This window comes from Bacillus sp. ISL-18 (genome assembly GCF_018613415.1).
Classification (GTDB): Bacteria; Bacillota; Bacilli; order Bacillales; family Cytobacillaceae; genus Neobacillus.
Genome location: NZ_JAGGQG010000012.1, coordinates 1 through 22,845 on the forward strand (window position 1 = coordinate 1; position 22,845 = coordinate 22,845).

The 22,845-nt window shown below is 40.6% G+C and carries 16 protein-coding genes; 7 read left to right on the forward strand and 9 right to left on the reverse strand.

Annotated elements, in window-relative coordinates:
• Positions 1-118 precede the first annotated feature (118 nt).
• The 6 genes from J7E81_RS18755 to J7E81_RS18780 all read right to left on the reverse strand — a co-directional run bounded on the left by J7E81_RS18755 (position 119) and on the right by J7E81_RS18780 (position 12,012).
• Complete coding sequence (locus J7E81_RS18755) at positions 119-2,047, reverse strand: GAP1-N2 domain-containing protein (RefSeq protein ID WP_215044836.1); 1,929 nt, start codon at positions 2,045-2,047, stop codon at positions 119-121.
• The gene (locus tag J7E81_RS18760; RefSeq protein WP_215044838.1) at positions 2,044-3,309 is read right to left on the reverse strand and encodes a TRAFAC clade GTPase domain-containing protein; all 1,266 of its coding nucleotides are present in this window, start codon (positions 3,307-3,309) and stop codon (positions 2,044-2,046) included. The genes J7E81_RS18755 and J7E81_RS18760 overlap by 4 nt, the downstream gene beginning before the upstream one ends.
• An 11-nt stretch (positions 3,310-3,320) precedes the next feature.
• Positions 3,321-3,959 carry a hypothetical protein gene (locus tag J7E81_RS18765; RefSeq protein WP_215044840.1) on the reverse strand — a complete coding sequence of 213 codons (639 nt, stop codon included), beginning with the start codon at positions 3,957-3,959 and terminating at the stop codon, positions 3,321-3,323.
• 406 nt (positions 3,960-4,365) lie between these two features.
• Positions 4,366-6,714, reverse strand: coding sequence for a tubulin-like doman-containing protein (locus J7E81_RS18770; RefSeq protein ID WP_215044842.1), 2,349 nt, complete (start codon positions 6,712-6,714; stop codon positions 4,366-4,368).
• An 83-nt stretch (positions 6,715-6,797) separates the two neighbouring features.
• Positions 6,798-10,190 carry a tubulin-like doman-containing protein gene (locus J7E81_RS18775; RefSeq protein WP_215044844.1) on the reverse strand — a complete coding sequence of 1,131 codons (3,393 nt, stop codon included), beginning with the start codon at positions 10,188-10,190 and terminating at the stop codon, positions 6,798-6,800.
• Between the two features lie 40 nt (positions 10,191-10,230).
• Complete coding sequence (locus J7E81_RS18780) at positions 10,231-12,012, reverse strand: vWA domain-containing protein (protein WP_215044846.1); 1,782 nt, start codon at positions 12,010-12,012, stop codon at positions 10,231-10,233.
• A 177-nt stretch (positions 12,013-12,189) separates the two neighbouring features.
• Here J7E81_RS18780 and J7E81_RS18785 point away from each other — a divergent pair, with 177 nt between their 5' ends.
• Positions 12,190-12,339, forward strand: coding sequence for a hypothetical protein (locus J7E81_RS18785; protein WP_215044848.1), 150 nt, complete (start codon positions 12,190-12,192; stop codon positions 12,337-12,339).
• Positions 12,332-13,279, forward strand: a complete 948-nt coding sequence (locus tag J7E81_RS18790; RefSeq protein ID WP_215044850.1) for a hypothetical protein — start codon at positions 12,332-12,334, stop codon at positions 13,277-13,279. The genes J7E81_RS18785 and J7E81_RS18790 overlap by 8 nt, the downstream gene beginning before the upstream one ends.
• A gap of 166 nt (positions 13,280-13,445) precedes the next feature.
• On the opposite strand, the gene J7E81_RS18795 is transcribed toward J7E81_RS18790, so the two are convergent.
• Positions 13,446-13,754: a DUF4359 domain-containing protein gene (locus J7E81_RS18795; RefSeq protein ID WP_215044851.1), complete on the reverse strand. Its 309-nt coding sequence runs from the start codon at positions 13,752-13,754 to the stop codon at positions 13,446-13,448.
• A gap of 319 nt (positions 13,755-14,073) precedes the next feature.
• Between J7E81_RS18795 and J7E81_RS18800 the strand changes: the two genes are divergently transcribed.
• Complete coding sequence (locus J7E81_RS18800; RefSeq protein WP_215044853.1) at positions 14,074-14,988, forward strand: CPBP family intramembrane glutamic endopeptidase; 915 nt, start codon at positions 14,074-14,076, stop codon at positions 14,986-14,988.
• Between the two features lie 32 nt (positions 14,989-15,020).
• On the opposite strand, the gene J7E81_RS18805 is transcribed toward J7E81_RS18800, so the two are convergent.
• Both J7E81_RS18805 and J7E81_RS18810 read right to left on the reverse strand, forming a co-directional pair.
• A complete protein-coding gene (locus J7E81_RS18805) occupies positions 15,021-15,620 on the reverse strand; it encodes a hypothetical protein (protein WP_215044855.1) in 600 nt (199 codons plus the stop codon).
• Positions 15,621-15,759: 139 nt separating this feature from the next.
• A complete protein-coding gene (locus J7E81_RS18810) occupies positions 15,760-16,149 on the reverse strand; it encodes a GtrA family protein (protein WP_215044857.1) in 390 nt (129 codons plus the stop codon).
• A 131-nt stretch (positions 16,150-16,280) separates the two neighbouring features.
• On the opposite strand from J7E81_RS18810, the gene J7E81_RS18815 reads away from it, so the two are divergent.
• From J7E81_RS18815 to tagD, 4 genes are all read left to right on the forward strand, one after another.
• Complete coding sequence (locus J7E81_RS18815; RefSeq protein WP_215045195.1) at positions 16,281-16,991, forward strand: peptidoglycan recognition protein family protein; 711 nt, start codon at positions 16,281-16,283, stop codon at positions 16,989-16,991.
• 252 nt (positions 16,992-17,243) lie between these two features.
• Positions 17,244-20,558, forward strand: a complete 3,315-nt coding sequence (locus tag J7E81_RS18820; protein ID WP_251028751.1) for an SH3 domain-containing protein — start codon at positions 17,244-17,246, stop codon at positions 20,556-20,558.
• A 240-nt stretch (positions 20,559-20,798) separates the two neighbouring features.
• A complete protein-coding gene (locus J7E81_RS18825; RefSeq protein ID WP_215044861.1) occupies positions 20,799-22,265 on the forward strand; it encodes an oligosaccharide flippase family protein in 1,467 nt (488 codons plus the stop codon).
• A 171-nt stretch (positions 22,266-22,436) separates the two neighbouring features.
• Positions 22,437-22,826, forward strand: a complete 390-nt coding sequence (tagD, locus tag J7E81_RS18830) for a glycerol-3-phosphate cytidylyltransferase (protein WP_215044863.1) — start codon at positions 22,437-22,439, stop codon at positions 22,824-22,826.
• The last annotated feature ends 19 nt before the right edge of the window (positions 22,827-22,845 follow it).

Sequence of the window (22,845 nt, forward strand, 5' to 3'; positions counted from 1 at the left end):
AGTTAAGCTTCTCAGCGCCGATGGTAGTTGGGACTTTGTCCCTGTGAGAGTAGGACGTTGCCAGGCACGGAAAAGGACAGCTAAATGTAGCTGCCCTTTTTTGTCGTTTAAAAAAGTTTTAAAAGGGGTTAATTCCAGTCTTTTTTAGGAACCTAACCAGTGGGTTGACAGTGTCTTTCTCTACTTCCTTTAATAAAAGCTTAAATTTACCATCATTAACATCCTGCAGTTCCTTACGCCACTTTTTATCCTTCCAAATCGATTTTGGATGAGTTATAAAATAGATTCTCAAGGATTTTCTATAGAGTACATCCGTTTCAACAAGGTGGGCATTTTCTTTTATAAACGAGCACATGGTGTTCTCGTTATAATGGTCAATAAGAAAATCAAATAACTTAGGATAATCAACACCGTCACCACTCGTTTCAAAGGCAACAAAGAATAACTGTATTGGTATAGGTGATGATACTTCACAGAGTATTCTCTGAAGTATCCGGTTAAGCTGTTCACGCCCATTCTTCGTTAACAACTTCAACAAATGTGAAACTGATTCTGTTGGGAAATTAATTAATTTGTAAATAACTTTGAGAATTAGAAATTCATCCCGCAGGATATCCTCCGTAATTTTAGCAGCAAAATCATTTGTTATAATCTCCTTATGGAACGTTATATCCTCTAATTTCAAATGATTGATACGAAGGGTAAAATAATCTTTTAGTAAATACGCATAGTCTGGCTGATTACTGATGTAGCAGACCAAAGATTCAAAAGCAAGTCTGTCACATTCAATGATCTTCCATAGCTCTAGATAAAGCGGGTCTTTGTGATGAAAACGGAGTGTCTCTAGTAAAAATAAACATACTTCATCAAACCCCACTAGATTGTTTACAGACACAATAGATTCTATATAAAAACGTGCCATTGACCAATCATCAGCCATTTTTTCATTATCTAGAATCCTCAAAAAGAGTTCCACTAATTCTGATTTTTCCTCTTTTTTTAACTGGAGGCATTTAACCAGTGTATTTAAAAAGCGACGTTTATCTTTTAAGTAAAGATTGAAATCACGATTTTTCCAGATAAGATATAAACCAGCTAACTGATTGTAATTAGCTAAAGAATGTTTTTCCTCCTCCGGTAAACCGGCTAACGCCATTTCGGCGAACTTAAAAAAATCATCCATCCTTTTCAGCTCGGTTACATGCTGTATGGCAATATCCAAATACTCGTTCTGTTCCACTGCAGCCGATACACCGGAAATAAATCCGTGAGAAAAATCAAAAACAAATTGTTTTTCAATCGAACGATCCCCGAGATTAAGTGTTCCAGGTTCAAAAAAGGTAACATGAATATACGTTCTTGTTTCAGGCTCACTTGTAAAGGTAATCGCACCCAAATTTCTTCTATACCCATAGGGCAGATAAAGATAAAGTAATTCGAGCAGCAGGAGTGCGTAGTTTGTATATTCTTGCAAAGGCACATTTAGAGAAATAAATACCTTCTTCTTACCGGAAATTGACGTCATAACAGCAAATAAAAGCTGCTGAAAGTGAGCATGACTAACCCCAAGCGTTTTTAATGTTTCATGCTCCAAAATGTTAGTATCATGAAAAGGCACTACCTCTAGTTCAGGTAAAATAGGACCATTGCTCAGATCATATGCTGTTTGGAAGGCCTCTAAATGGAACAGCATCTCTGGATGCCGAACCCACTCCTCTTTCCGGAAAGGAGGGATCACATAGGTATGCATGAAATAAGTGCTGCGAGTACCAGTAAAATCGGCAGCGATAAATACGGCCTGGCCCATCACAAGGTCCCCGGTCTCAGGATGAACGATCGTCACCGCAGGAGGATAGAGAGAAGGATCCCTTTCCCCGTGTTCTCTTAACGCTTTCGGAGCATGATAATAACAAAAGGGATGCACATACTTCTTCACAAAAGAAGGCTCAAGTCCTTCCGACATAGCAATGGTGTCATATCCGGCGGTGTCGTGAAAAACTCCTTTCCGTTCCCGTGTATACATATGCTGCTGAATCTTACCTCTCACTCCCTGTGTCTCCCCTCAATATACCCCAATTTATAAAGCAGCCAAATAAATGGTTCATCCACACGAACTGGGCTAATCATTCCACTTACTTGTTGATTTATGGGATTACTTCCCAGTGAAGATACAGCAAAATAAGAGATTTCTTTAAAATACACCTCTAGGGCATTTACTAACGGGTTATCCACTTTCGCCAAAAATCTTTTTATTTCTCCATTGATGTTTTCATACTCATCTAAATCTAGATATCCTCGGTGAGTAAAATTACGGAAAACATTACTGTTTGTTCCGATATAATCCCCATCCTTTTTTATCACATCTAAAAGATCGCTTTTTGTAACGATCACCGCGGTTGGAATTGTTGTTTTGCTGTCTTCCAAATGGGCAATAAAGTCACTAAACATTGAAATGACCACTTCGCGAGGCTCATCGCCTATGCCGGCAATTTCGCCGGGGTTTTCACCCATCTGATAAATGAGCTTATCGCGAATGGTTCGAATTTGGATAGGGTCGACTAAGAACATAATCCCGGCTGAATTTTTTATATGTGCCGCATGAAGCTTGAGGTAGTCTCTGTCTACCATACCTTCACCTGCGACATCGAAAAACACAAGGGTCAAAGGGGCTTGGTCTTCATTTTTGAAAATAAATTGAAAAATAAACGGCTCTTGCCGGATTGTTTTTTCTGTTGATTGTAATAGGCTCCCGTTTTCAAAAAGAGGAACTTCATAGTTGCCTCGAAAGCGCCTGCTAATGTCAGTAGTTAGTGGAATACAGGCAGCATTAAAGTTATTGGCTGTCATATGTTGAAGTGTGTGAATCAGTGTGGTCATATAAACGGTCTTACCGACTGAGGTTGCCCCCACAATCGAGACGATATTGCTTGGATATTTTCCGGCTGTGATGGGCAAATCGTTATGGCAAGCCGGGCAAATTCGATTTCTCGTTTCCACCGAGTATTTATCAGAAACCCCCATCAGAACGTTATTGGAATAGATCTTATGTTTTTCAGTGATTTTCGAAGGGTCAATTATGGCCTCCAGTTCGTCAATCGGTGCAAGTCCAAATTTGGCACGGTAATCGTTCAAACGTTCATCCTCTTGGAGCGCCATTTCCTCATCATCGTCACGATAATGGGCTGCTCTGAAAACCACCTCTTCATGGTGGAATTTAATAAAACAGTAAGGGCAGACGATATCGTAAAACGGTAGTCTTTCCTTTACTGGTTGTTTAGTTTCGAAGAGTCGTTTTAATAGTGAGAACATGGGTGGCCCCCCTATACAGGTATCAGCTCGAATGGTTGAGCAGCATCATTTCCTTTGTTTAGAAAAATTTGAATGAACTCATGTTTATTTATTTCTATTTCTGGGAGGATGGTTTTTCCGGGAACAATGTCCCTGATAAAAGGATAGATGGTTCCATCCTCCAATGAGAGGGGTACGGAGCCTCTTTTTTTTACATAAACAAGCTGCTCTTTACTAATGGGTATTTCGGTCGTAATCGACATCTTTACTTTTCTAAGAGTTTGAAAGAGTTTCTGTTTATAGGTGATTGAAAAATAAACCTTTGCCCTTGAACCGTTGATATTAATCCGATTTTGGTCATTATTCTGACGAAAGACAATCAGATGACCATCAACTTTTTTCCCAGGGAAAATCCGGATAACAATCTGCCCCATTGTTTCTAGGTTAAAAAAGAGCCCTTGGTTGGCTTTATATTCCTCACGAGTGTAGAGCTTTAAAAAATGTGGTTCGAATTCTTTTTGAGACTGACCCTGATCTGCAGGGGTTTGCTGAATATAGACAAAGTCAATCCCATTTGGCCAGTACCATTGTACGTGGACCCTCGTATCGATTATTGTCTTTTTGATATCCCTTATTTCATCATTAGGGGAAGGAATCGGTTCCCAGTTCATTACACATCACCCCTAGACCTAAATCCCAATTGAAGAACTCCGGATCCCTTTAAAATGACTTTTTTTTCTCAGTCGAAGCGCTCCAGTCTATACGCCGCTAAACGGACGCTTCCGCTTTTGAAAAATAAAATAGTATAGGACTTTAATTTTGTTAACCGTCTAGCTCCAGCGTCCAGCGGCTAGTGGACTTCGCTCTTCTCCCTACGATAAGTCAACATCGGATCGCTTTCGCTCTCCGTGTTGTCTAGCTGCAGCGCCTAGGGGCTCGGGGTCATAAGCCAATCCGTCAAGAAGGCTAAAGAACAGCCTTCCCGCCGGCTCGTCTTATGCCTGTCGCCCCTGGTCAAGGCGCTTCCGCTTTTCGTTTTTCCTTTATCTCAGTCGAAGCGCTCCAGTCCATACGCCGCTAAACGGACGCTTCCGCTTTTGTATGAAATTCATATCCATTTTCAATGTATTTCTTATAATACTTTTCTCCATTGCGGTAAAACATAAGATCTTTTAGGGTAAAGCCTCCCATGAGGGTGAGCTTTTCTATTCCACTTGATTTCTTTTCATGGGCACAGCCGACCTTCCATTGCATCCCAGGATCTTTGTCCATGGCAAATCGCATGAATTGACTGTTAAAATCGCCAAAGTAATACTTCTCTTCATATCGGTTCGTTTGGGTGTAGTTGAAAACTTCAATGTGGATCGACGAACTTTCGTCCAATCGAAGATATAACTTTTGAAACAATTCCTCTTTAGAGAGAATTTCCCTATTTTCATAATCGGTCATCACATTGGCTCTTTCTAGCAGTTCATCTTCAAAGGTGCGGTGGAATTCTTCGTGGGTTAATACCTCCCGGTCGCATACAACCAACAGTCGCTCTAAAAGGATTTCAGGTTGATCGTCTTCCAGATAACGATAGAGATTTTTAAAAAAACGTTCATTCAAAAAGAAGTGGGGTCCTCGTTTTTCCTGTAGCTTTGCGGTAATCAAATCATTCACTCTAGAGTAATATTGGGCAATATTCCTGTCTAAATCATCATCAGAATCAAACAAACTATCCGCCGCGGTCTTTTTAAGGAAGGTATCTACCTTTTTCATCAGTCTGATCTTAGGCTGTAATGTGCGGTGCAGTCCCTTGAGGACCGTTCGGTATTGTTTTAAAATTTCCAGTTTCACTTTAAGCCTTAACAGCTCGTATTTGGATCCATAGATTTCCTCGAAAAAGTATTCTAGGAAACTGGTCAGGTTTTTCTTGCTTGAAAATGGCAGAAGGCTTTTTTTAAAATCACAATGATCCACGATTTGCTGATAAGTAAGTTCCAGATGTTCTTTAAGCCTTAGCTGTTCTTGTTTTGTCTCTTCTAAAATATGGCTAATCGCATTCATCACATTTGACTCGGCGTGAACGTTGTCCGCTGTCCAACTATAAGCGCAATAGATTCCGTACTGTTCATGATTAATGATATTTTCATAAAAGCACCATTCAATTTGTTCCCTTAGGTCTAAAACCTTTAAAAACTCATGTACAGGTTCTTCAAAGTTCTGGTAAAAGAACGTTTCCGTACCACCTTCGTAAAGGAACTCTTCTGTTTCGTTCAGTGTCAGTTTTCTTATGGCCCGATAGGAATTGCTGACCCTCATTAATTCATGCATGTCATAAAGCCGGTCCGCTGGAGGAAGGAAGTGCTCATAATATTTTTGAAAAGATGACTCAGATAAATCGAAGAGCTGCAGGACTTTCTCCTTAGGTTGTTTGCTTTGTTTTTTTAGAGTATCTAAAAGCCCTTGATAAAATTGACTTGCAACGTGCAGTACAATGGCTTTATTGGGCCTTGTCACTTTAGCAAATCCTGCTGATGCATAAACAGGATCCCCTGCATTTCCCTTCATTGCCCGCTTAAACGATTGGTGGGAATAACTATTCATTTTTTCATAATGCTCGGTCCATATTTTGCGATTCTTTAACAGGTTCAGATGACTGATTAGTTCATAGTTTTGTTGAAGGGCTTCATCCTCAATTAAGCCATTCTCATTTTTATCACTTAATAAATAGACCATGTCAAAGAGCGGGGAAGGGGGATGGCAAACAGGCAATCTTAAATGGTCCTCTGTCAGCTGGAGGTCTTTTTCGAAATGATAATCATTCTGTTGATACTCATCCAGTTCCTTTAGAAAGCTGATGCCAAGTGAAGTGGTGAAGGCAAAGTTTTCACCGTCCTGTTTTTCCATTAACAGTCCATATAAATCCATCTCCACGATTCGGAACGATTCTTGCAGAATGCTTTTTAGGAGAAGGGTGAATTCTTGGATTAGGATATTTGCCGGGTCATGAATAGCGGTGACCACGCAAAGGTTTACTTTCTGGAGCGAAGAAAAGGCCCTTCCATAGTCAGCTAGCTTTGATGTTAGTTTCCGAAAGGTTTTATTCAGTTCGATCAGCATTGTTTCATCCTGGTTAAATGTCTCTGCCAGCTCTTTCCGTTGTGATTGGCGATCGTACCCAGTATTGGCCAGCTGCAGTGAAAACAGATTATCAGCGAGGATGGTTTCGGATTGATAGGCATGGAAGTATAAGATGCCATTACTGTTATGCCATTTTTCCTTATTCATCTTTTTGATTGTTAATAGGGCATCCTTTACGAGGTCGCCTAAAAATATAAAGACAATCGGATAATTGACACTGCGCTGTACGTTTTCGGATTGACTGATTTTCTCGAGTTTGATGGAGAAGGAATCGGCATATTTTTGTACTAGATCTCGCACAGGTGTATCCCTCCTTGAAAAACATGAAATAAGGCGGGCCACATGCATCGGGAATGCGTGCGGCCTTCTTGGCCTCTAGGTTCTTACGACTTAAGTTGTCTAAGCATTTCCTGCACCTTAATCATCATCTCTTTATAGAAGCCGTACACTTCTTCGCCATTGACTAAATCCTTGTATTCATAATCAAGATCTTCTTTTTCTCGTTGAAAGGTGTCTGCCATTTGTTCTAAGGCAAAGATTAACTGTGCCGCGCTTTCCTGTTGGATTAACTCATGGCTCCGCTGCTCTGATTTTTTTTCAAGCTGGGCGATTTCTTTTGGGGTCAATGCTTTGAATGCTTGAAAGATTTCATAGTCAATGAATTTCGTGGTCTTCATCAGATTCACCAACGGCTCCCACGCATCTTCCTCCAATCCATGATCGTAAATGTAAAGGGCTCCGCGTTTTTTGACCGTATGGGTGTAAATGGCCTGGATATACAGGTTTTTAAGCCTCTCATTCTCTTTTTGTAAGGAAATGAATCGTTCAATTTCCGTGATCATTTCTTGTATGAATTGGTATTTTCGAACCTCTATTTTCAATTTTTCAATCAACTTAGGCGAACGAATTAAGTTTTCTTTTGCCATTTCTAAGTTGCTGCTTCCGAAAATGTCGCTGCTGCCGTCAGGATCCATGCCGCCTGCAGACCATTCTTTCAGTTTTCTTAACACTTGATTTAAGTTTCCAAGACTGGCTCGATCCAGCTTGTTTAGGTCGATTTCATACTTGGAGAAAAATGCTCCCCTGTTTAATTCCTTTGTAAAATGGCACCGGTATTTGGCACTGGTATTCCGTTCGTCCTCTTTGACCGTGATACAGCCGAATGCCAACGCTTGATCGAATAGAGCCCGTACTCCGGCATTGTATTCTTCCACACGAAGGTTTTGGTACGTATCTCCCCAGGATTTTTCCGGGATCGGTGAGGGGAGGTAAAGCCAGTTTTCCTTCTCTGTCTGCACCAAGTGCCGGCCCACTCCTTCTTTTTCTAAGATTGTCTTTTCATAGGATGCCTCGTAAATTTTTAAAGGCGAATAGGCAAACAGCGGAATCCCGTTTTTCGTATTTAACCAGAAAATCCGATTCCTTAGCTCGCTTTCTTTAATCGTGAAGCGGGAATGGCTTAACGAATGCTTTTCAAAATTTTTAATCCCGTTATAGATATTTGGAGCTTTTACTGGCACGCTGACAAACCCCCATTGCGGGAAGTGGAGCTGGCCGTTGCTGTTGGCAAGGTGGAACACTGGCAGGGCATCGCGGTCCAAACGGGCAGCGATTTTTTCTTCAATAATTTTATCAATTGGTTTATCCTCGCCATACTTCAGATGCAGAAAGTCTTCCATCGATTTCGTGATCAAATCTCCGAACTGATCGGTGAGAAACTCGGACACGGTGCCGACCACATCGACATCTTGTTCTTTGATCCAATAGGCTGATTTTTCAAGGAGCATTTCCGACCATTTCTGAAGCAGTAATTCGCCATCCTTCGAATCAAACATCAGCTGAATCTCTGGGGAGGTATCAGGGATACTGACCAAATGCCAATAATAGGTGAGGGGGGCTTCCTGATTGATTTCCTCTTTTTCTATTAATATACCGGCATTTTTTTCAAAGATATTTTTCAAGGTTAATAAGATTTCTTGATAGACTTCATATATTTTGTTGTTCTGGTTGTAAAGAATCTGGTACAGCTCCTCATAAAATTCCATCATTTCTTCGAGTCTTGCTTTTTCTGCCCTAGCAGCGAATTCGTTTAATTTTGCTTCGATATAGGCATTTTTCTTGCGGTCTTTGGAGAGGAATGCACTCTTTGCCTCCTCGAGCTTGCTATAGGCGTAATCTTGTTCGGATTGAATGGCACGCGGCAGGTGTTCCAACCGATCCCGCAATCGCTCGATATAGGTCTTTATTGTTTTTAACAGACAGGAACTGTCATGGGCGTAGATCAACCTCGATGCATAGATTGGACCCTTTTCAGGACTAAGAAAGATTCGCTCCATTTGGCGCCGGAACTCCTCGAGGCTCTCGCCTGGCAGCTGCTTTTTGCATTTCCGGTATTGTTCTTTCGCCTTTACTAAATAGTCTCTCTCCAGTTCTTCGTCAAGATTGATCACGGCTGATTTAATGACATTGTTATAGGAAAAACGTTCACTATGCTCATACCCTGAGAGGGGCTCCGGCACACGCTCATTGAACCGCTGATGAATGGAATCAGGGTCCATCCGCAGTTTTTCCGCAAACCGTTCCACTTCTGTTTGGTCCGGTTCCGCTTCAAACATCTTCTTCATTTTTTCAAATAGTTTAAAGCCGATATAAGTGGTCATTTCTTCCACGGGAATTTCAGCCATCGAGGCACCGATAATATTGTATTGGTAGTTGGCGGCATAGGGCTTTGGCATTTGGGCGATATTGGTGCGGATATTGCTGATATAGTCATGGATTGCAAATTCCTCGCTGGATTTTTTATCCTCATTGGCCATGAAGTTGGTAATATTTTCAGCGGTGACATTCATGCAGTAATCATAGGCATTTTCCAGCCATTTCCCTTCAAGATTCGTTCCTGAGATGAAATGGCAAAGATTAAACGGCGGCATCGGAGAGTTAACGTCCAAGATGCTGCCATATTTCATTTTGAAACGTTCATTTCGTTCATCACAATTCATCCAGTAATCGAGTTCTTTTAGGGCAGCATAGCCATTTTTCTCGATATATTCGACCGTATGGGAGCTTAAGCCGCGTTTGGACAGATTCACATCCGGCATGAACAGATAGCCGAGCATGCTGACTTTATCAATACCGGTCGGGCCGAATTTTCGCTCCATGATCCCGCGCGTGATGTAGGCAATATCAAGAAAACATCCACTGCCAGTGCCTCCTGAAACACCGGTCAAAATGAATACATATAACCGTTTATTGGTTCCTTCGAGGACCGACTCGATTTTTCGTTCCATCGTTTGGACCACTTGATTGATTTTTGTAAACAGCAGCAGCCGGCCGGCCTGGCGGACACCGGAGGCACCGCTGATCCCATCCGTGATCGATAATTCCGGTGACAGCCATTCTTTAATGCACGGCTCAAGTGTGCTGCGGTTTTGGAGCAAGCCGCCGATCTCAGGGTTAGAGAGGAGGACGAACTCCTTATTCGGATCAAGACCAATTCCTTTGTATGTTTTGTAGCGGTCATATTCATTGGTTTCAAAGGCCAGGAACTCAATATTGTTGGGTTTTTCCTTTTTCTTCTTCGATAAAGGATCCTGCGGCAGCTTAAAGCGGCGGTTCACCTGGTATTTAAGCCGGAGCAAGGCATCAATCCCAGTCCCGCCCAGACCAATGACAAGCATGGGATTCTCAATCGTATCAACACGGATCTTCTCCGATATAATCCCACCGCCTAAGGAAACATCCAACTGCTGAATATGCTCTCTTACACTAGCTTTCATCATTATTCCTCCCTCGGTGTTCAAAACGGTGCCTGTCACCTTATGAAATATACTCAATGTAGATAGATTTATTAACTTTCTTCGGTATGATGCGCAGGCGGTCGTTTCGTTTGATCGTCAGGCCTTTTTGGGCATTGATTGCCCGGCCGTTTTTTTCTATGGTGCAATTAGAGTGGTTAATCAGTAATAAAGAGTCATTGGCGAGTGGTTTAAAGATGATTTTCTCTGTTTCCGCAAACTCTGGTGCCAGAGATAAGAGTTGATGAAGACGGAATTTCCCCTTAAAGAATTTCAACTTTTTATATTGCGGGCTGACACGTTCCCCGGTTTCTTCGTCCTTGACTTCCATGACCATCTGCCCGCTGAACCTGCGGTTTCTGCTCTTTAATTTGGACCAAAGCAGGGAAGCGAGCCCAGCCAGTAAGAGGATACCTGCTGCAGCTCCGCTGATCGGAAGCCAGGGGAAGGATTTGCCGCCATCATCCGTCACGCTTCGCGGTTTCTCGTTTACAGGGACCTCGGGTGCTGTTAACAACGTGATTTTCTGTGGAATCGTCTGACGGAAGAAGCTGTTATCTTCTGCTTTCACCGTCACTTCATAGGCAGAAGCACTGCCAAGCTTAAACGCACCCGAAAATCCGCTAGTTCCAGGTTCTAACGAAAACTCCTCTGTTTTTCCTTTATCGAGGTCTTTGACTAACAATGTACCTTTCATCGAGTGATAAAAAGCTTGATCCTTAAGGGCCGTGCTGTCGTCCTCAAAGAAGGCACGAACTTGAACGGTGTCACCAGCTTTGTAGCTCTCCTTGGCAAGGGCCGCCAATTTCAATTGTAAATCATAGTTGAAGATAAGATTGATATCGATTTTATCGTGTGGGACGCCCTTGACCTTTAGTGTCCAATCCCCCTGAACGGGTTTAAGCAGCTTGACCATCGAATAGGTTCTTGATTTCGTCAGCACGACCTGATCAGATGGAATCTCCACCACTTTGCCCGAAGGGTTCATCAGTTGAATCTCCACAGGCTGATCAGACATAAGGGAGATATTGGCTTCCCGGACGTTTTCGTTTGGCACGGTAATCTTGATATCCTGATACGCGCCAGTACCAATTAGTTGTGAAACCGGAACAATCTTTAATTTAAAATGCCGGGCAAAGATTTCGCTCAGGATCTTAGGGAGCTGCTCCGCTGAAGTGGCCTCAAAGAATTTCCCATTTGTACTGTCTGCCACATTCGTCAGGACTGCCTGATTGAGCTTCCCATCCGCGTTCAAGCCAATCGTATAAATGGGGAAGCCCTTGGCTTTTGCCTGACTGACCGCTGATTGGAGGTCTTGATCCGCCTGCGAAATCGTTTTAGACTTTCGCGGATTCAGTTCATTATTTCCGTCTGCCAGCAGGACAATCAATGGGGTAAAATCCTTTTCATGGCTGGATTCAAGCATCTTTATTGCCTCAGAAACCCCGGTTGATAAGTCTGTATAGGAGTATTTCTCAAGTGAATCGATGAACGACTTCAATTCTTTTTTATCTTGTTCCGAGCCGATTTTTACGAGCGACTTTTCTCGCATTACCTCGTCCGAGTAGGCAACGACCCCGATTTTATCTCCTTGGAGCGATGACATATCGATAAACATCTTCATCGCTTCCTTACTGATATTATTCGGATCGCTGTCCCTCATGGAATTACTGACGTCCACAACAAGCATTCCTTCCATTCGTGAGGTGGAATGTATCGGACTTGCCGCGCGTACATTAAGATAACTAATGCTGCAGACAATAACCGCCAGTATGATGAAACTACTAATTGTCTTTCTAAACATGTGCTGCCACCTCCATTAGCAGTATCGATCTCTAAAATGGAACAACCTCCAAGCCCATCCCAATTGTTGTCATTATATTCCCAAGCTGTACTCCCTAGAATGATAAAGTTGGACGTTTAGAAAGATGTCTCATAGAGAAGTACCTAGGATTACGATTGGTGTAAAGGGGGAGAATTCATGTATGGACTGATGTTTACCAGCATCCTAGTTTTCACTCTGATTTATAAAACTTATAAATTACGAAAAAATAAACGCAGCAACGGGAGTTTCGAAGAGATCGACGAGGAATTGGAGATCATGCTGACAGAGGGTGATACCTTTGGCTAAACGGGATGAAAAGCCTGCAAAAAATGAAAAATATCAGTTTCAAAAACTAAAAATGTGTAAGAACTGTCAACGCTATTCGGTTCTGAAGGACCCGATTTGTCCGGTCTGCGGCAAGCACTATAAACTAGTCCACCAGCTTGTTAGAAAGAGTGTCTTAAAACGCTTATTTACTGAAGCCATCTGGGTTCTAACTGGTACCGGTATGGGGGTCATATTCGCCCCAACGACGCAAACTAGGTACTTCTTGACTGGCGGGACGATGTTTTGCATCAGCTATATCATCGTAATGTCTATCTTTTTTAAAAGTGAATATCACTGCCAATTGAAAAAACGGCTTAGGAAGGATTTACGCAAAATTCAGGCGGGGATTCGGTTTGACAGTAACCTTGCAAAAGAAGCTGAAAGTGAGGGACAGTTAGAGGCGGCATATGAAAAACTTTGTGAAATAGGTGACTTCGTTTACAGCGATGAAGTGAAAATAAGCCAACTAATCGTGTTAAACAAGTTACCATTTAGAAGTGGAGTTGAACCCGAGCTTGAAAGGCTGATCCCGTCGTCATATGACAAAAATTTTGTGAACTATGCACTCAAGGTTTTAAAACAGAATCGTGCCCGGTTCACTAAGAGGTGTATCGCTTACTTTATCTGCTACCGAGAGAACATTATGATGGATTTTGGAGGAGATTCACTCATTAGCATAGCGGATACGGCCTTACGAATGAAGCTTTATATCCTCGAATTTTCCGGGTTTATTGAAGAATTTCTTGAGTATTTGCCAAAAGAACGCCTCCTAAGGCTTTGCAGCATGATCGAAGCGAATCCCAACATAGACTGGGGCAGTCTAAAGGGGAGCACGATCCGTCTGATTGAGCGGAAGTATTCATCCGATCCGGATCTTAATCGCTTCTTTGCCCATTTGAGAGTCATTGACCACGCATAAAAAAGGCCGAGCGGGCATATTCCCATTCGGTCCTTTGATTGTCTAGCTCCAGCGCCTAGCCCCTCGAGGTCATAAGCCAATCCGTCCAAAAGGTTAAAGAACAACCTTTCGGCCGGCTCGTCTTATGCTGGTCGGGGCTGACCAAGGCGCTTGCGCTTTTCTTAATTCACTTTTCTTTTTCAAGGCTTGATAAAGGGATAAACTGATGAAAGATCCCAATCGTCGTCATCTTGCCCATCCCGACATCTGTAAAATCTGTCTTGTAGATTGAAAAAACAACATAATCGGATTTGCTTGTACCGGCATCAAAGATGGATTTTCCGGCAATGGAGAGGATCCCCCTTTTTAGCAGGTTGGACGACTGATCCATTGATTTGTGATTAATCCAATCAATATATTCCGACCGCCCTGGATTTGTCGCAGATAATACATAGATGATGACAACCAATAGAATCAAAGAAACAAAACGCCTCAATTCATAACCTCCCAACTCTAAGAAAATGGACATTCAGCCTGTACAATCTTATGTACGGTAAACCTAAAAAATCACCGCAACGAGTACGAATGGAAAAACATAATAATGCTATTTCTTTGCTGGTATGATAAATTATTACTATTATTATCTATTCATAGATTGGGTAAACATCTTAAACAATCATTTTAAAGGAGAATAATCAGTGAAGAGAACCTATAAGTGGCTCATAGGCTGTTTACTATTCCTGCTATTACTTAATGGATTCGGAATATTGGCTGTAACGCTATTAAAATAAGCACGAAGGCAGGGAGGGACGCAGATGACAACAAACTTAACAAAACCGATTTCAATCAAGTTACTCTTTGCCATGCTGGTGATCACGATTGGGGCTGAAGTCCTCCTTTATTTAACCCGGTACAGCTATTTGGCGAGTACCCTCTATGATGCGATGATGGTATCTTCCTTGTTTGTCGGCTTAAAACTGCACCGGCGGATTAGCAGTTCCGAACCGATTCAGGCAACAAAACGACAGCTGACCTTAAAGTTTACAGGCGCTTTCTTAATTTTCTTTATTGGCAGCACGATTATTAATATCTATTCATCGAACACTTTTAACGATTTTAACGTGGATTATGATCAATACGTTCAAGACTATACCGATATGCAAATGGATGTGGATCAGCATTCAAGTGCTGCTGATTCCGAGACAAAGACCAAACCCGATTCCACCTTTTTTGAAAAAGTAGATACCATCGGCCCGGATTTATATACAGATGCGCTCGCAGGCTTAGAAGAGGTGTGGCGCCTAGCCTACATTATCCTTCTCCTGGTCGTATGTAAAAAATTCTTTCCAAACAGATGGGCGAGCGGGAGAAGAGATATTTTTCTGATGTGTGCCTTATTTCTCACTTCGATCCTATTTGGAATAGATCATACTTTAGACTCAGTGGAACCATGGGCTGTTAAAATTGGGGCCATCGTTACCTTTGCGAATATGGGGTTATTATTTGGGTTAATCTTATTATGGACACGAAACCTGTGGGTAACCGTCCTCGTTCATTCTCTTTATGACATTACCGCGACACTATCGTGGTACTACCTAGATTCGGCGGTCGAACTAATGACCTTGATTGTTTTAATCGTTCATGTTATTCTCCAAACGGTAGAAAAATTACAGCAAAAACGCTTGCTGCACCAGCTGGAAACAGAAGAAAGGGTGCAAGCGGCCGAATAGCAAAGGGGTTCCGCATTTTTTGCGGACCTCTTTTAATATGTATAAACCCTGGAATCCACCCAATAATGAACTGTCCCATCCTCGAGTCTCTCATACTTAATCTTTTCGCGCTCGAGCGCACTCTGTAAACTCTCCATCACCAGCTCTTGCTTGACTCGGAGTTCGATTATTTTATGGTTTAAGGTAGCCGTATTTGAAACCTTGGAAACGTCGAGATAGGTAAGAATCTCTTGTTGCTGCTCCATGACATGCAGCAAATCAAGTTTATGGGCTTGTAAGCGTGAGGGTGGATCCAGAGCGGAAAGTCTTTTCCATAAGTGAATTTGTTCTGCCTTTGCTTCACGATAGTCAACCGTGTGCCCAGAAAGAGCTTGATTGAGCAATTGTTCACTTTGCCTATATAAAAGCTGCTCTTTCGTTAAATAGGCAGCCAAATCGGATTGATTAGGGTGAAAGGAATACAGAACAGCCATTAACAAGATGAGCAGAAATCCGGCTGCTAGTATGACCCATTTTTTCATAGAAGATGGATGTGGCGTAAGGGATCCAGTTTTTTCCGCGTGGTAGAATCGCCCCGCCGCCTGTAATTCTTCCAGCTCTTGTTTCACTTTTTGTTGGGCAGGAGTCAGCAACTTTAAGCCCTCCAATAGAATAGGATAGATAAACTACTACTATCCTACTATAAAACCTCGCGTAAAATCCATTTATTATCCAAATTTATAGATAAATACTCTTAACTTCCACCATCTCTAGCATTTTGAGTGTTCAAAATTAATGTGTTTGTTTAGTTGTTCTGTTTGCTTCAAAGGTCCACTGATTATTTAAAATGAAGTTGATTCCCATTCCCAGCGCAGTTGCTGCTAATTGTGAACCATACTGATTGAATCCCCATTGATGGACAAGTAAGAAGAGGCAGCCTGTATTGATACTTAGCACAATTAAATTAACAATGACAAATTTAACGAAAACAGCTAGATGGTTTTCTGTATTTTTAAACACCCACTTCTTATTCCAGTAATAGCTATTCACTAACCCAATCAGGTAAGAAAGGATATTGGCTGCGATGTAGTGCATGCCTAATTTGACAAACAATATATAACAACCAATCGAAATAAGTGTATTCACAATCCCAACCAGTCCGAACTTCAGTAACTTTTTCATACGAACCCTTCAATCCATAAATATGATTACCTCCATACTAATGATTTGGGAAAAGAAATGCAAAAAAGTAGTCAATGCCCTGTCCAGATCCTTGTGTTTTCTATAAATAGAGGGGAAAGGAGAGGTTGTATATGAACATAATTCAGCGATTGATTCCTGTTTCAAATAAAGACACGCGCCCTGGCATTAAAATGGTCCCTGCCTACATCACCATTCATGAAACAGATAATCCCAGCCCGGGTGCAGGTGCTCGGGCACATGCCAAATTACAGGAACGGGGAAATGACCGTTTGGCTTCCTGGCACCTGCAAATTGATGATCGTGAAGCAATTCAATCCATTCCCTTTCATGAGACAGCCTGGGCGGCAGGGGATGGAAGAAGTGGTACGGGTAATTCTTCTTCGATTCATATTGAACTATGTGTAAACAGTGATGGGGATTTTAAAAAGGTGGTCAACCATGCAGCGGAGGTCACAAAACAATTGATGGAGACCTATCAAATCCCCTTAGATAATGTGGTCCAGCATCACTATTGGAGTGGGAAAAACTGTCCTAGATTTCTCCGCAGCGGGGAAAAAGGGATCGACTGGAATGACTTTATTCAATTGGTCAATAGTCAGGATAATCACAAAAGCTCACAAGAGAACATGCCCTTTCCCGGCAATTTAATAAAAAGAGGCTCAATCGGCAAAGACGTCGAGCGAATACAGAGAGCTATTCATGTAAAAGTGGATGGCATTTTTGGCCCAAAGACAGAAAAAGCTGTCATGGCCTTCCAAAAACGCAACGGATTAGCCGCAAACGGAATGGTAGGCACAAAAACCTGGACAGTGTTGTTTTAACAAATTCATTTATCTAAAAAAAGTACTGGATATCGCCCTGCATATTCCAATATAGGAAATATTGCTTATTTTCCTCCAATTAATAGAGGATTTGGCAGGAAACTATTTAAAAATTCGTCATAATAAGCGATAATAAACTATATTTCGGAATATTTTTCTAGTTTTCGAGGGTAGACAATCAAATTAATTGTCATTTTTTATTTTTTTCATATAGGTAGATTTATATATATAGGAGTGGATGAATTGAAAAAAATGGGGAAAGTGATGGTCCTTTCTACCGGTTTGCTGCTGGGAAGCGGTGCAGTTATCCCTTATGCATCCAACAGTTTGGGTCACGTTTATGCTGACACGATTAGTAAAACCTCTTACCAAACGACTGCAAATCTAAATGTCCGTATAGGAGCAGGAACGAACTATAAAACTATTATTACCATCCCTAAAGGGAAAATTATTACATCCGCAGAGAGAAAAGGTGCGTGGTATAAAGTATCCTATACCTATCCGGTCAAAGGAAAAAATGTTAGTATAACTGGCTGGGTAACGGGGAGTTTCCTAAAGGAATACTATATTTATAACAATACAGGCGGGACTTATTATTTTACTAATAAAACTAGTAGTCTATATCCTACACCAGATAAAAAGAATAAAGCAGTAGCTACTCTTGCAGCAGGAAACGGCTTAGTATCTACTCAAAAAGTGGTCAACAGCATTGGACAAACCTGGTATCGGGTCTCCTATAACGGAAAAACCTTGTATGTGATCAGCAGTGATGTTTCAGCAGGCCCTGTAAAATCCTTTACAAAAGCCAATTATCAACTTACAAAGAATTCTTATTTATATTCCTCTTATGGAACTAGTTATCCCAAATTGATGGGGATTCCTAAAGATACCCTGATCTCCTCTGTAAAGACTGTTGGGAGTTGGTATCAAGTAACCTATCAAGGAAAAACAGGATACATTCAAGGAACGGACCTTAAATCGGTTACGCAAACTCCTGTGAATCCAGTGGTACCGACAACTGTAGTAAAAACGTCTTACCAAACGACTGCAAATTTAAATCTGCGTTCAGGGGCAGGAACAAGTTTTAAATCGATTATGACGATTCCTATCGGCAAAATTGTTACTTCTTCACAGAAAAGTGGGGCTTGGTACAAAGTATCCTATACGTATACGAGCAAAGGAAAAAATGTTACCGCAACCGGTTGGGTAAGCGGAGAATTTTTAAAGGAATACTATAGTTATAGCAATACAACTGAAACCTATTATTTTACCAATAAAACGGTGAGCTTATATTCTACACCAGATAGTAAGAATAAAGCAGTATCCACTCTTGCAGCAGGAAACGGCCTCGTATCTACTCAAAAAGTGGTCAACAGCATTGGACAAACTTGGTATCGGGTCTCCTATAAGGGGAAGACCTTGTATGTAATCAGCAGTGATGTTTCAGCAGGCCCTGTAAAATCCTTTGCAAAAGCCAATTATCAACTTACAAGGAATTCTTATTTATATTCCTCTTATGGAACTAGTTATCCCAAATTGGTGGGGATTCCTAAAGATACCCTGATCTCCTCTGTAAAGACTGTTGGGAGTTGGTATCAAGTAACCTATCAAGGAAAAACAGGATACATTCCAGGAACGGACCTTAAATCGGTTACGCAAACTCCTGTGAATCCAGTGAAACCAGTGGTACCAGTAGTACCGACAACTGTAGTAAAAACGTCTTACCAAACGACTGCAAATTTAAATCTGCGTTCAGGGGCAGGAACAAGTTATAAATCGATTATGACGGTTCCGACCGGCAAAATTGTTACTTCTTCAGAGAAAAGTGGCTCTTGGTACAAAGTATCCTATACGTATACGAGCAATGGAAAAAATGTTACCGCAACCGGTTGGGTAAGCGGAGAATTTTTAAAGGAATACTATAGTTATAGCAATACAACTGAAACCTATTATTTTACCAATAAAACGGTGAGCTTATATCCTACTCCTGATAGTAAGAATCAAGCAGTATCTACTCTTGCAGCAGGAAACGGTCTTTTATCGACACAAAAAGTTGTCAACAGCGTCGGACAAACCTATTATCGGGTTTCTTATAATGGAAAGACCTTGTATGTGATCAGTAGTGATGTAACAGCCGCTTCAGTTAAATCTTTTGCAAAAGCCGATTATCAGACAAATAAAGATTCTTATTTGTACTCATCCTATGGAACTAGTTTTGGAGTATTAATGAATCTTCCTAAAGATACGATTCTCTCCTCTGCAAAGACGATTGGCAGTTGGTATGAAGTGACGTATCAAGGGAAAACAGGATATGTTCCGGGTACCGATCTCCAATCGCCTCCGAAAAACACGGAAAATCCGTTAGTATTAACGGAAAAAACGTACTTAGTGACAGACGATTTAAGATTAAGACAAGCAGATAACACTTCAGCAGCGGTTCTTACTGTTATTCCTAATGGATCGACAGTAACATCTGCAGAGCAAACAAGTAATGGCTGGTTTAAAGTTACGTATAACGGCAATACAGGGTATGTCTCCGGTACTTACTTAAAAGAATACCAAAAAGAAGATAATTATAAATTTATTGATTTGCGGACGGCTTCTCCTGTAACCGCCAGTCAAATTAATGCATACATCGCTGCGAATGTAAACGGCCGTCCAAGTGTGTTGTTGAATAAAGGCCAAGCCTTTATCGATGCAGGAAAGACGTATGGGGTAAACGCCCTATACTTGGCAGCACATGCCATCCACGAAAGTGGCTTTGGAACCTCCAATATTTCTTTAGGTAAATTGAACCTATTTGGCTATGGAGCTTTTGATATCACTCCTTTTGTAGGAGCCTATCGTTTTTCAACCATTGATGACTGTATCAATTATATTGCTCAAAAAATAAAATCAGATTATTTAAATCCTGAAGGTACACATTTTGAGGGTGCTTTCCTTGGCTACCGGACGAATGGAACAAACGGGACTCGAGATGCAAGCAAAAGTATCGGTATGAATTATTGGTATGCGTCCGATCCAAATTGGGCGAATGCCATTGCCCAGCACATGCAAAAGATTTTACCGTTTGATAAAAATTATTATGCCAATGCCGCCATTAACACCACGATTCCGGCTGTTCCTGGTATTCCGGCAGGAAGCGATCAATTTCCTGCTAACATCCAAGCGGCAGCGAAAGTTGATATCATTGCGAATACAAATACGATTAAAGCAGGATCAACGTTTGTTCTTCTTGAGAAGTCCAATGATTATAAGTTAAAGGTACAATTTAATGATACGGTCAATTGGACAAACAGGATTGACTTTTCTAGCTATAAAAAATCGTTCACTGTCCTGAATTTAGGAAGAGTTTCAGGCGCCAGCAGCGTAAATGTTCGCTCTACACCAGAAGTTACGGCCGATAATCTTATTGGAAGTTTAACTTTAAATAGTTATGTGGAACTGGTTTTGGATGAGAATCAAAAGGTGATAATGGACCCATCTCTAAAGTGGTATAAAATCAAATTGCCAAATGGAAATGACGGCTGGATGAGTTCACAGTATATTGTGAAAGAGCTTCAGTAATTTTCTTTTTGAATTGCATGAGAGTGCCATTTACTTAGCAGACTGCAAAGTAAATGGCACTTTTTTATTGTTCAACTCCGAATATATTTCACTAGAATGACTAGATTTTACTGGCTGAAAATTGGTATTATTGATGTCGGTAAAGGATTGTGTCGAAATTTGCTCTTTTATCGTCATATTACTTAAAATGGAGGGTAGAGTGACTGTTTACTTTTCCCTAGGATAGGAGCGAAACTACAATTGGAATCTGAACGAAAAAATAACTTTTTTAAAGGAACACTATATGTTTTTATCATTAAATTAGTAGGGGCAGGATTAGCATTTTTAACCCAAGTGATCTTGAGTAAATCATTAGGGATTGAATCCTATGGTTCCCTGAGTATATTTTTATCATTAGCGAATATATTAATGGTTTTACCTGTGATTGGAATGGATACAGGGATCATTCGCAGTGTTGCAGGTACGGATGAAAAAAGCCAGCGCAAATGGTTTCTCACGATTTCTTTAAAAATAACAAGCTTATTATTAGTCCTAGTTTTATTGGTAGTGTGGGTAGCGAAAAAAAATATATTTGCGTCGTTTAAGTTAGATCCAGAGTTAGGGATTTATTTATTGGTTTATGTGATTTTTTTAACGTATGCCAAAATTTTGGATGGTTTTTTTCAGGGAGAGAAAAAAACAGTTTTGGCGAATATCTTTTCCCCGTTTTTAAATAATGTGCTCAAATTCATTTTACTAGCTGCTCTGTTTACCATTACACACAGTCTAAAGGCAGCGGTTATCGTCATGTTAGCAGTTGAAATGGTGTTAGTGGTGATCCGGTTTATTTATATTGCCAAGGACTATTTAAAGGTCCATTCTAAGCCTAAGGGTCAGGTGAAAGAATATGTTAACTATTCAATCCCATTATTTTTTGTTGCTTCGATCTCGATTGTCCTTATTTCCCTAGATAAATTTGTCTTAAGTTATTTAACGGGGAATTTTGAGGTAGGGATTTTACGGATTTTTGAAAACTATTCAGCCATATTGGGATTGTTTGTGGCACCTTTTGTTACAATGTGGCCAATCATGTCTGAATACTATAAGAAAAATAAAATGAGTGAATTAAGTGAGCTATTTAAGCAATCTACGTTAGTGATTGCGGCGTTAGTATTACCTGCCTGGGTGACGTTGACGGTTTGTACAGAAGAGATGCTCAGCATATTTGGAGTGAAAGCCTCACAGGTAGAGAACATTAAGTTAATTATGTTTTTGTTTTTCCTTGGAACCGTATATGATGCAATCATTGGCCCGGCGGGAGCCCTGCTAAGCATGACAAAGTATTCAAAAACAAACTTGCTGAATAATCTATTGTTATTTGTTTTGAACCTCGGGCTAAGTATCATTTTGATTTCTAAAATTGGTCTGCTTGGCTCTGCTATTTCTTTTTCGGTCTCTAAAGTATTTATTAATACACTTAACGTCGTTCAAAATAAAAGGCTGTTTAATTTATTTCCCTATGGAAAACTGCATTTCCTTTTAATTGGTGCGGGGATTCCCATTTATTATGTTGGTACTCTAGCAAAAGAAATAATCCATTCAGGAACGATTATTAACTTAATCGCTGTAGGTGTCATATCCTACTTATTATATTTAGGATTATTTCTCTTATTGAACAGAGAAAGTGCCAAAAAATTATTTCTCCAGTTCAAAAAGAAAAACGCTTAGAGAGATAAATCGAACTTCAGACCATTCGACTTTGTTCTTCATCATTTGTTGAAAATACCATATTTATGATAAAATTCTTGAATAGTGAACAAGTATTGGTTTAGTATTGTGTAGGTAAACTAAAATCAATGCTTTGAAAAAAATCTTACTAAAAATATAAGAGGGTAAAAAATGCGAAAAGTAATTACTTACGGTACGTTTGATTTATTACATTACGGTCATATAAACCTTTTAAGACGAGCTAAATCATTAGGCGATTATTTAATCGTGGCACTTTCTACAGATGATTTTAATGAAATAAAAGGGAAGAAATCTTATTTTTCATACGAGCAAAGAAAATTACTGTTAGACGCAATTGTCTACGTGGATGAAGTCATTCCAGAAAGAACGTGGGAACAGAAAAAAGAGGATGTCATCAATCACGATGTCCATACTTTTGTCATCGGGGATGATTGGAAGGGGAAATTTGATTTCCTTTCTGAATACTGTGAAGTGGTTTACCTGCCTAGAACGGAAGGTATTTCGACTACGAAGGTTAAAACAGATTTAAATAAACAATAGTAAAATACTTTCTTCTTAT

Excerpts from the sequence above, each read along its gene's own strand:
- J7E81_RS18775 (WP_215044844.1), bottom strand. The coding sequence starts at position 10,190 with ATGAAAGCTAGTGTAAGAGAGCATATTCAGCAGTTGGATGTTTCCTTA.
- J7E81_RS18760 (WP_215044838.1), bottom strand. The coding sequence starts at position 3,309 with ATGTTCTCACTATTAAAACGACTCTTCGAAACTAAACAACCAGTAAAG.
- J7E81_RS18820 (WP_251028751.1), top strand. The coding sequence starts at position 17,244 with ATGGGGAAAGTGATGGTCCTTTCTACCGGTTTGCTGCTGGGAAGCGGT.
- tagD (WP_215044863.1), top strand. The coding sequence starts at position 22,437 with ATGCGAAAAGTAATTACTTACGGTACGTTTGATTTATTACATTACGGT.
- J7E81_RS18800 (WP_215044853.1), top strand. The coding sequence starts at position 14,074 with ATGACAACAAACTTAACAAAACCGATTTCAATCAAGTTACTCTTTGCC.
- J7E81_RS18785 (WP_215044848.1), top strand. The coding sequence starts at position 12,190 with ATGTATGGACTGATGTTTACCAGCATCCTAGTTTTCACTCTGATTTAT.
- J7E81_RS18810 (WP_215044857.1), bottom strand. The coding sequence starts at position 16,149 with ATGAAAAAGTTACTGAAGTTCGGACTGGTTGGGATTGTGAATACACTT.
- J7E81_RS18780 (WP_215044846.1), bottom strand. The coding sequence starts at position 12,012 with ATGTTTAGAAAGACAATTAGTAGTTTCATCATACTGGCGGTTATTGTC.
- J7E81_RS18815 (WP_215045195.1), top strand. The coding sequence starts at position 16,281 with ATGAACATAATTCAGCGATTGATTCCTGTTTCAAATAAAGACACGCGC.
- J7E81_RS18765 (WP_215044840.1), bottom strand. The coding sequence starts at position 3,959 with ATGAACTGGGAACCGATTCCTTCCCCTAATGATGAAATAAGGGATATC.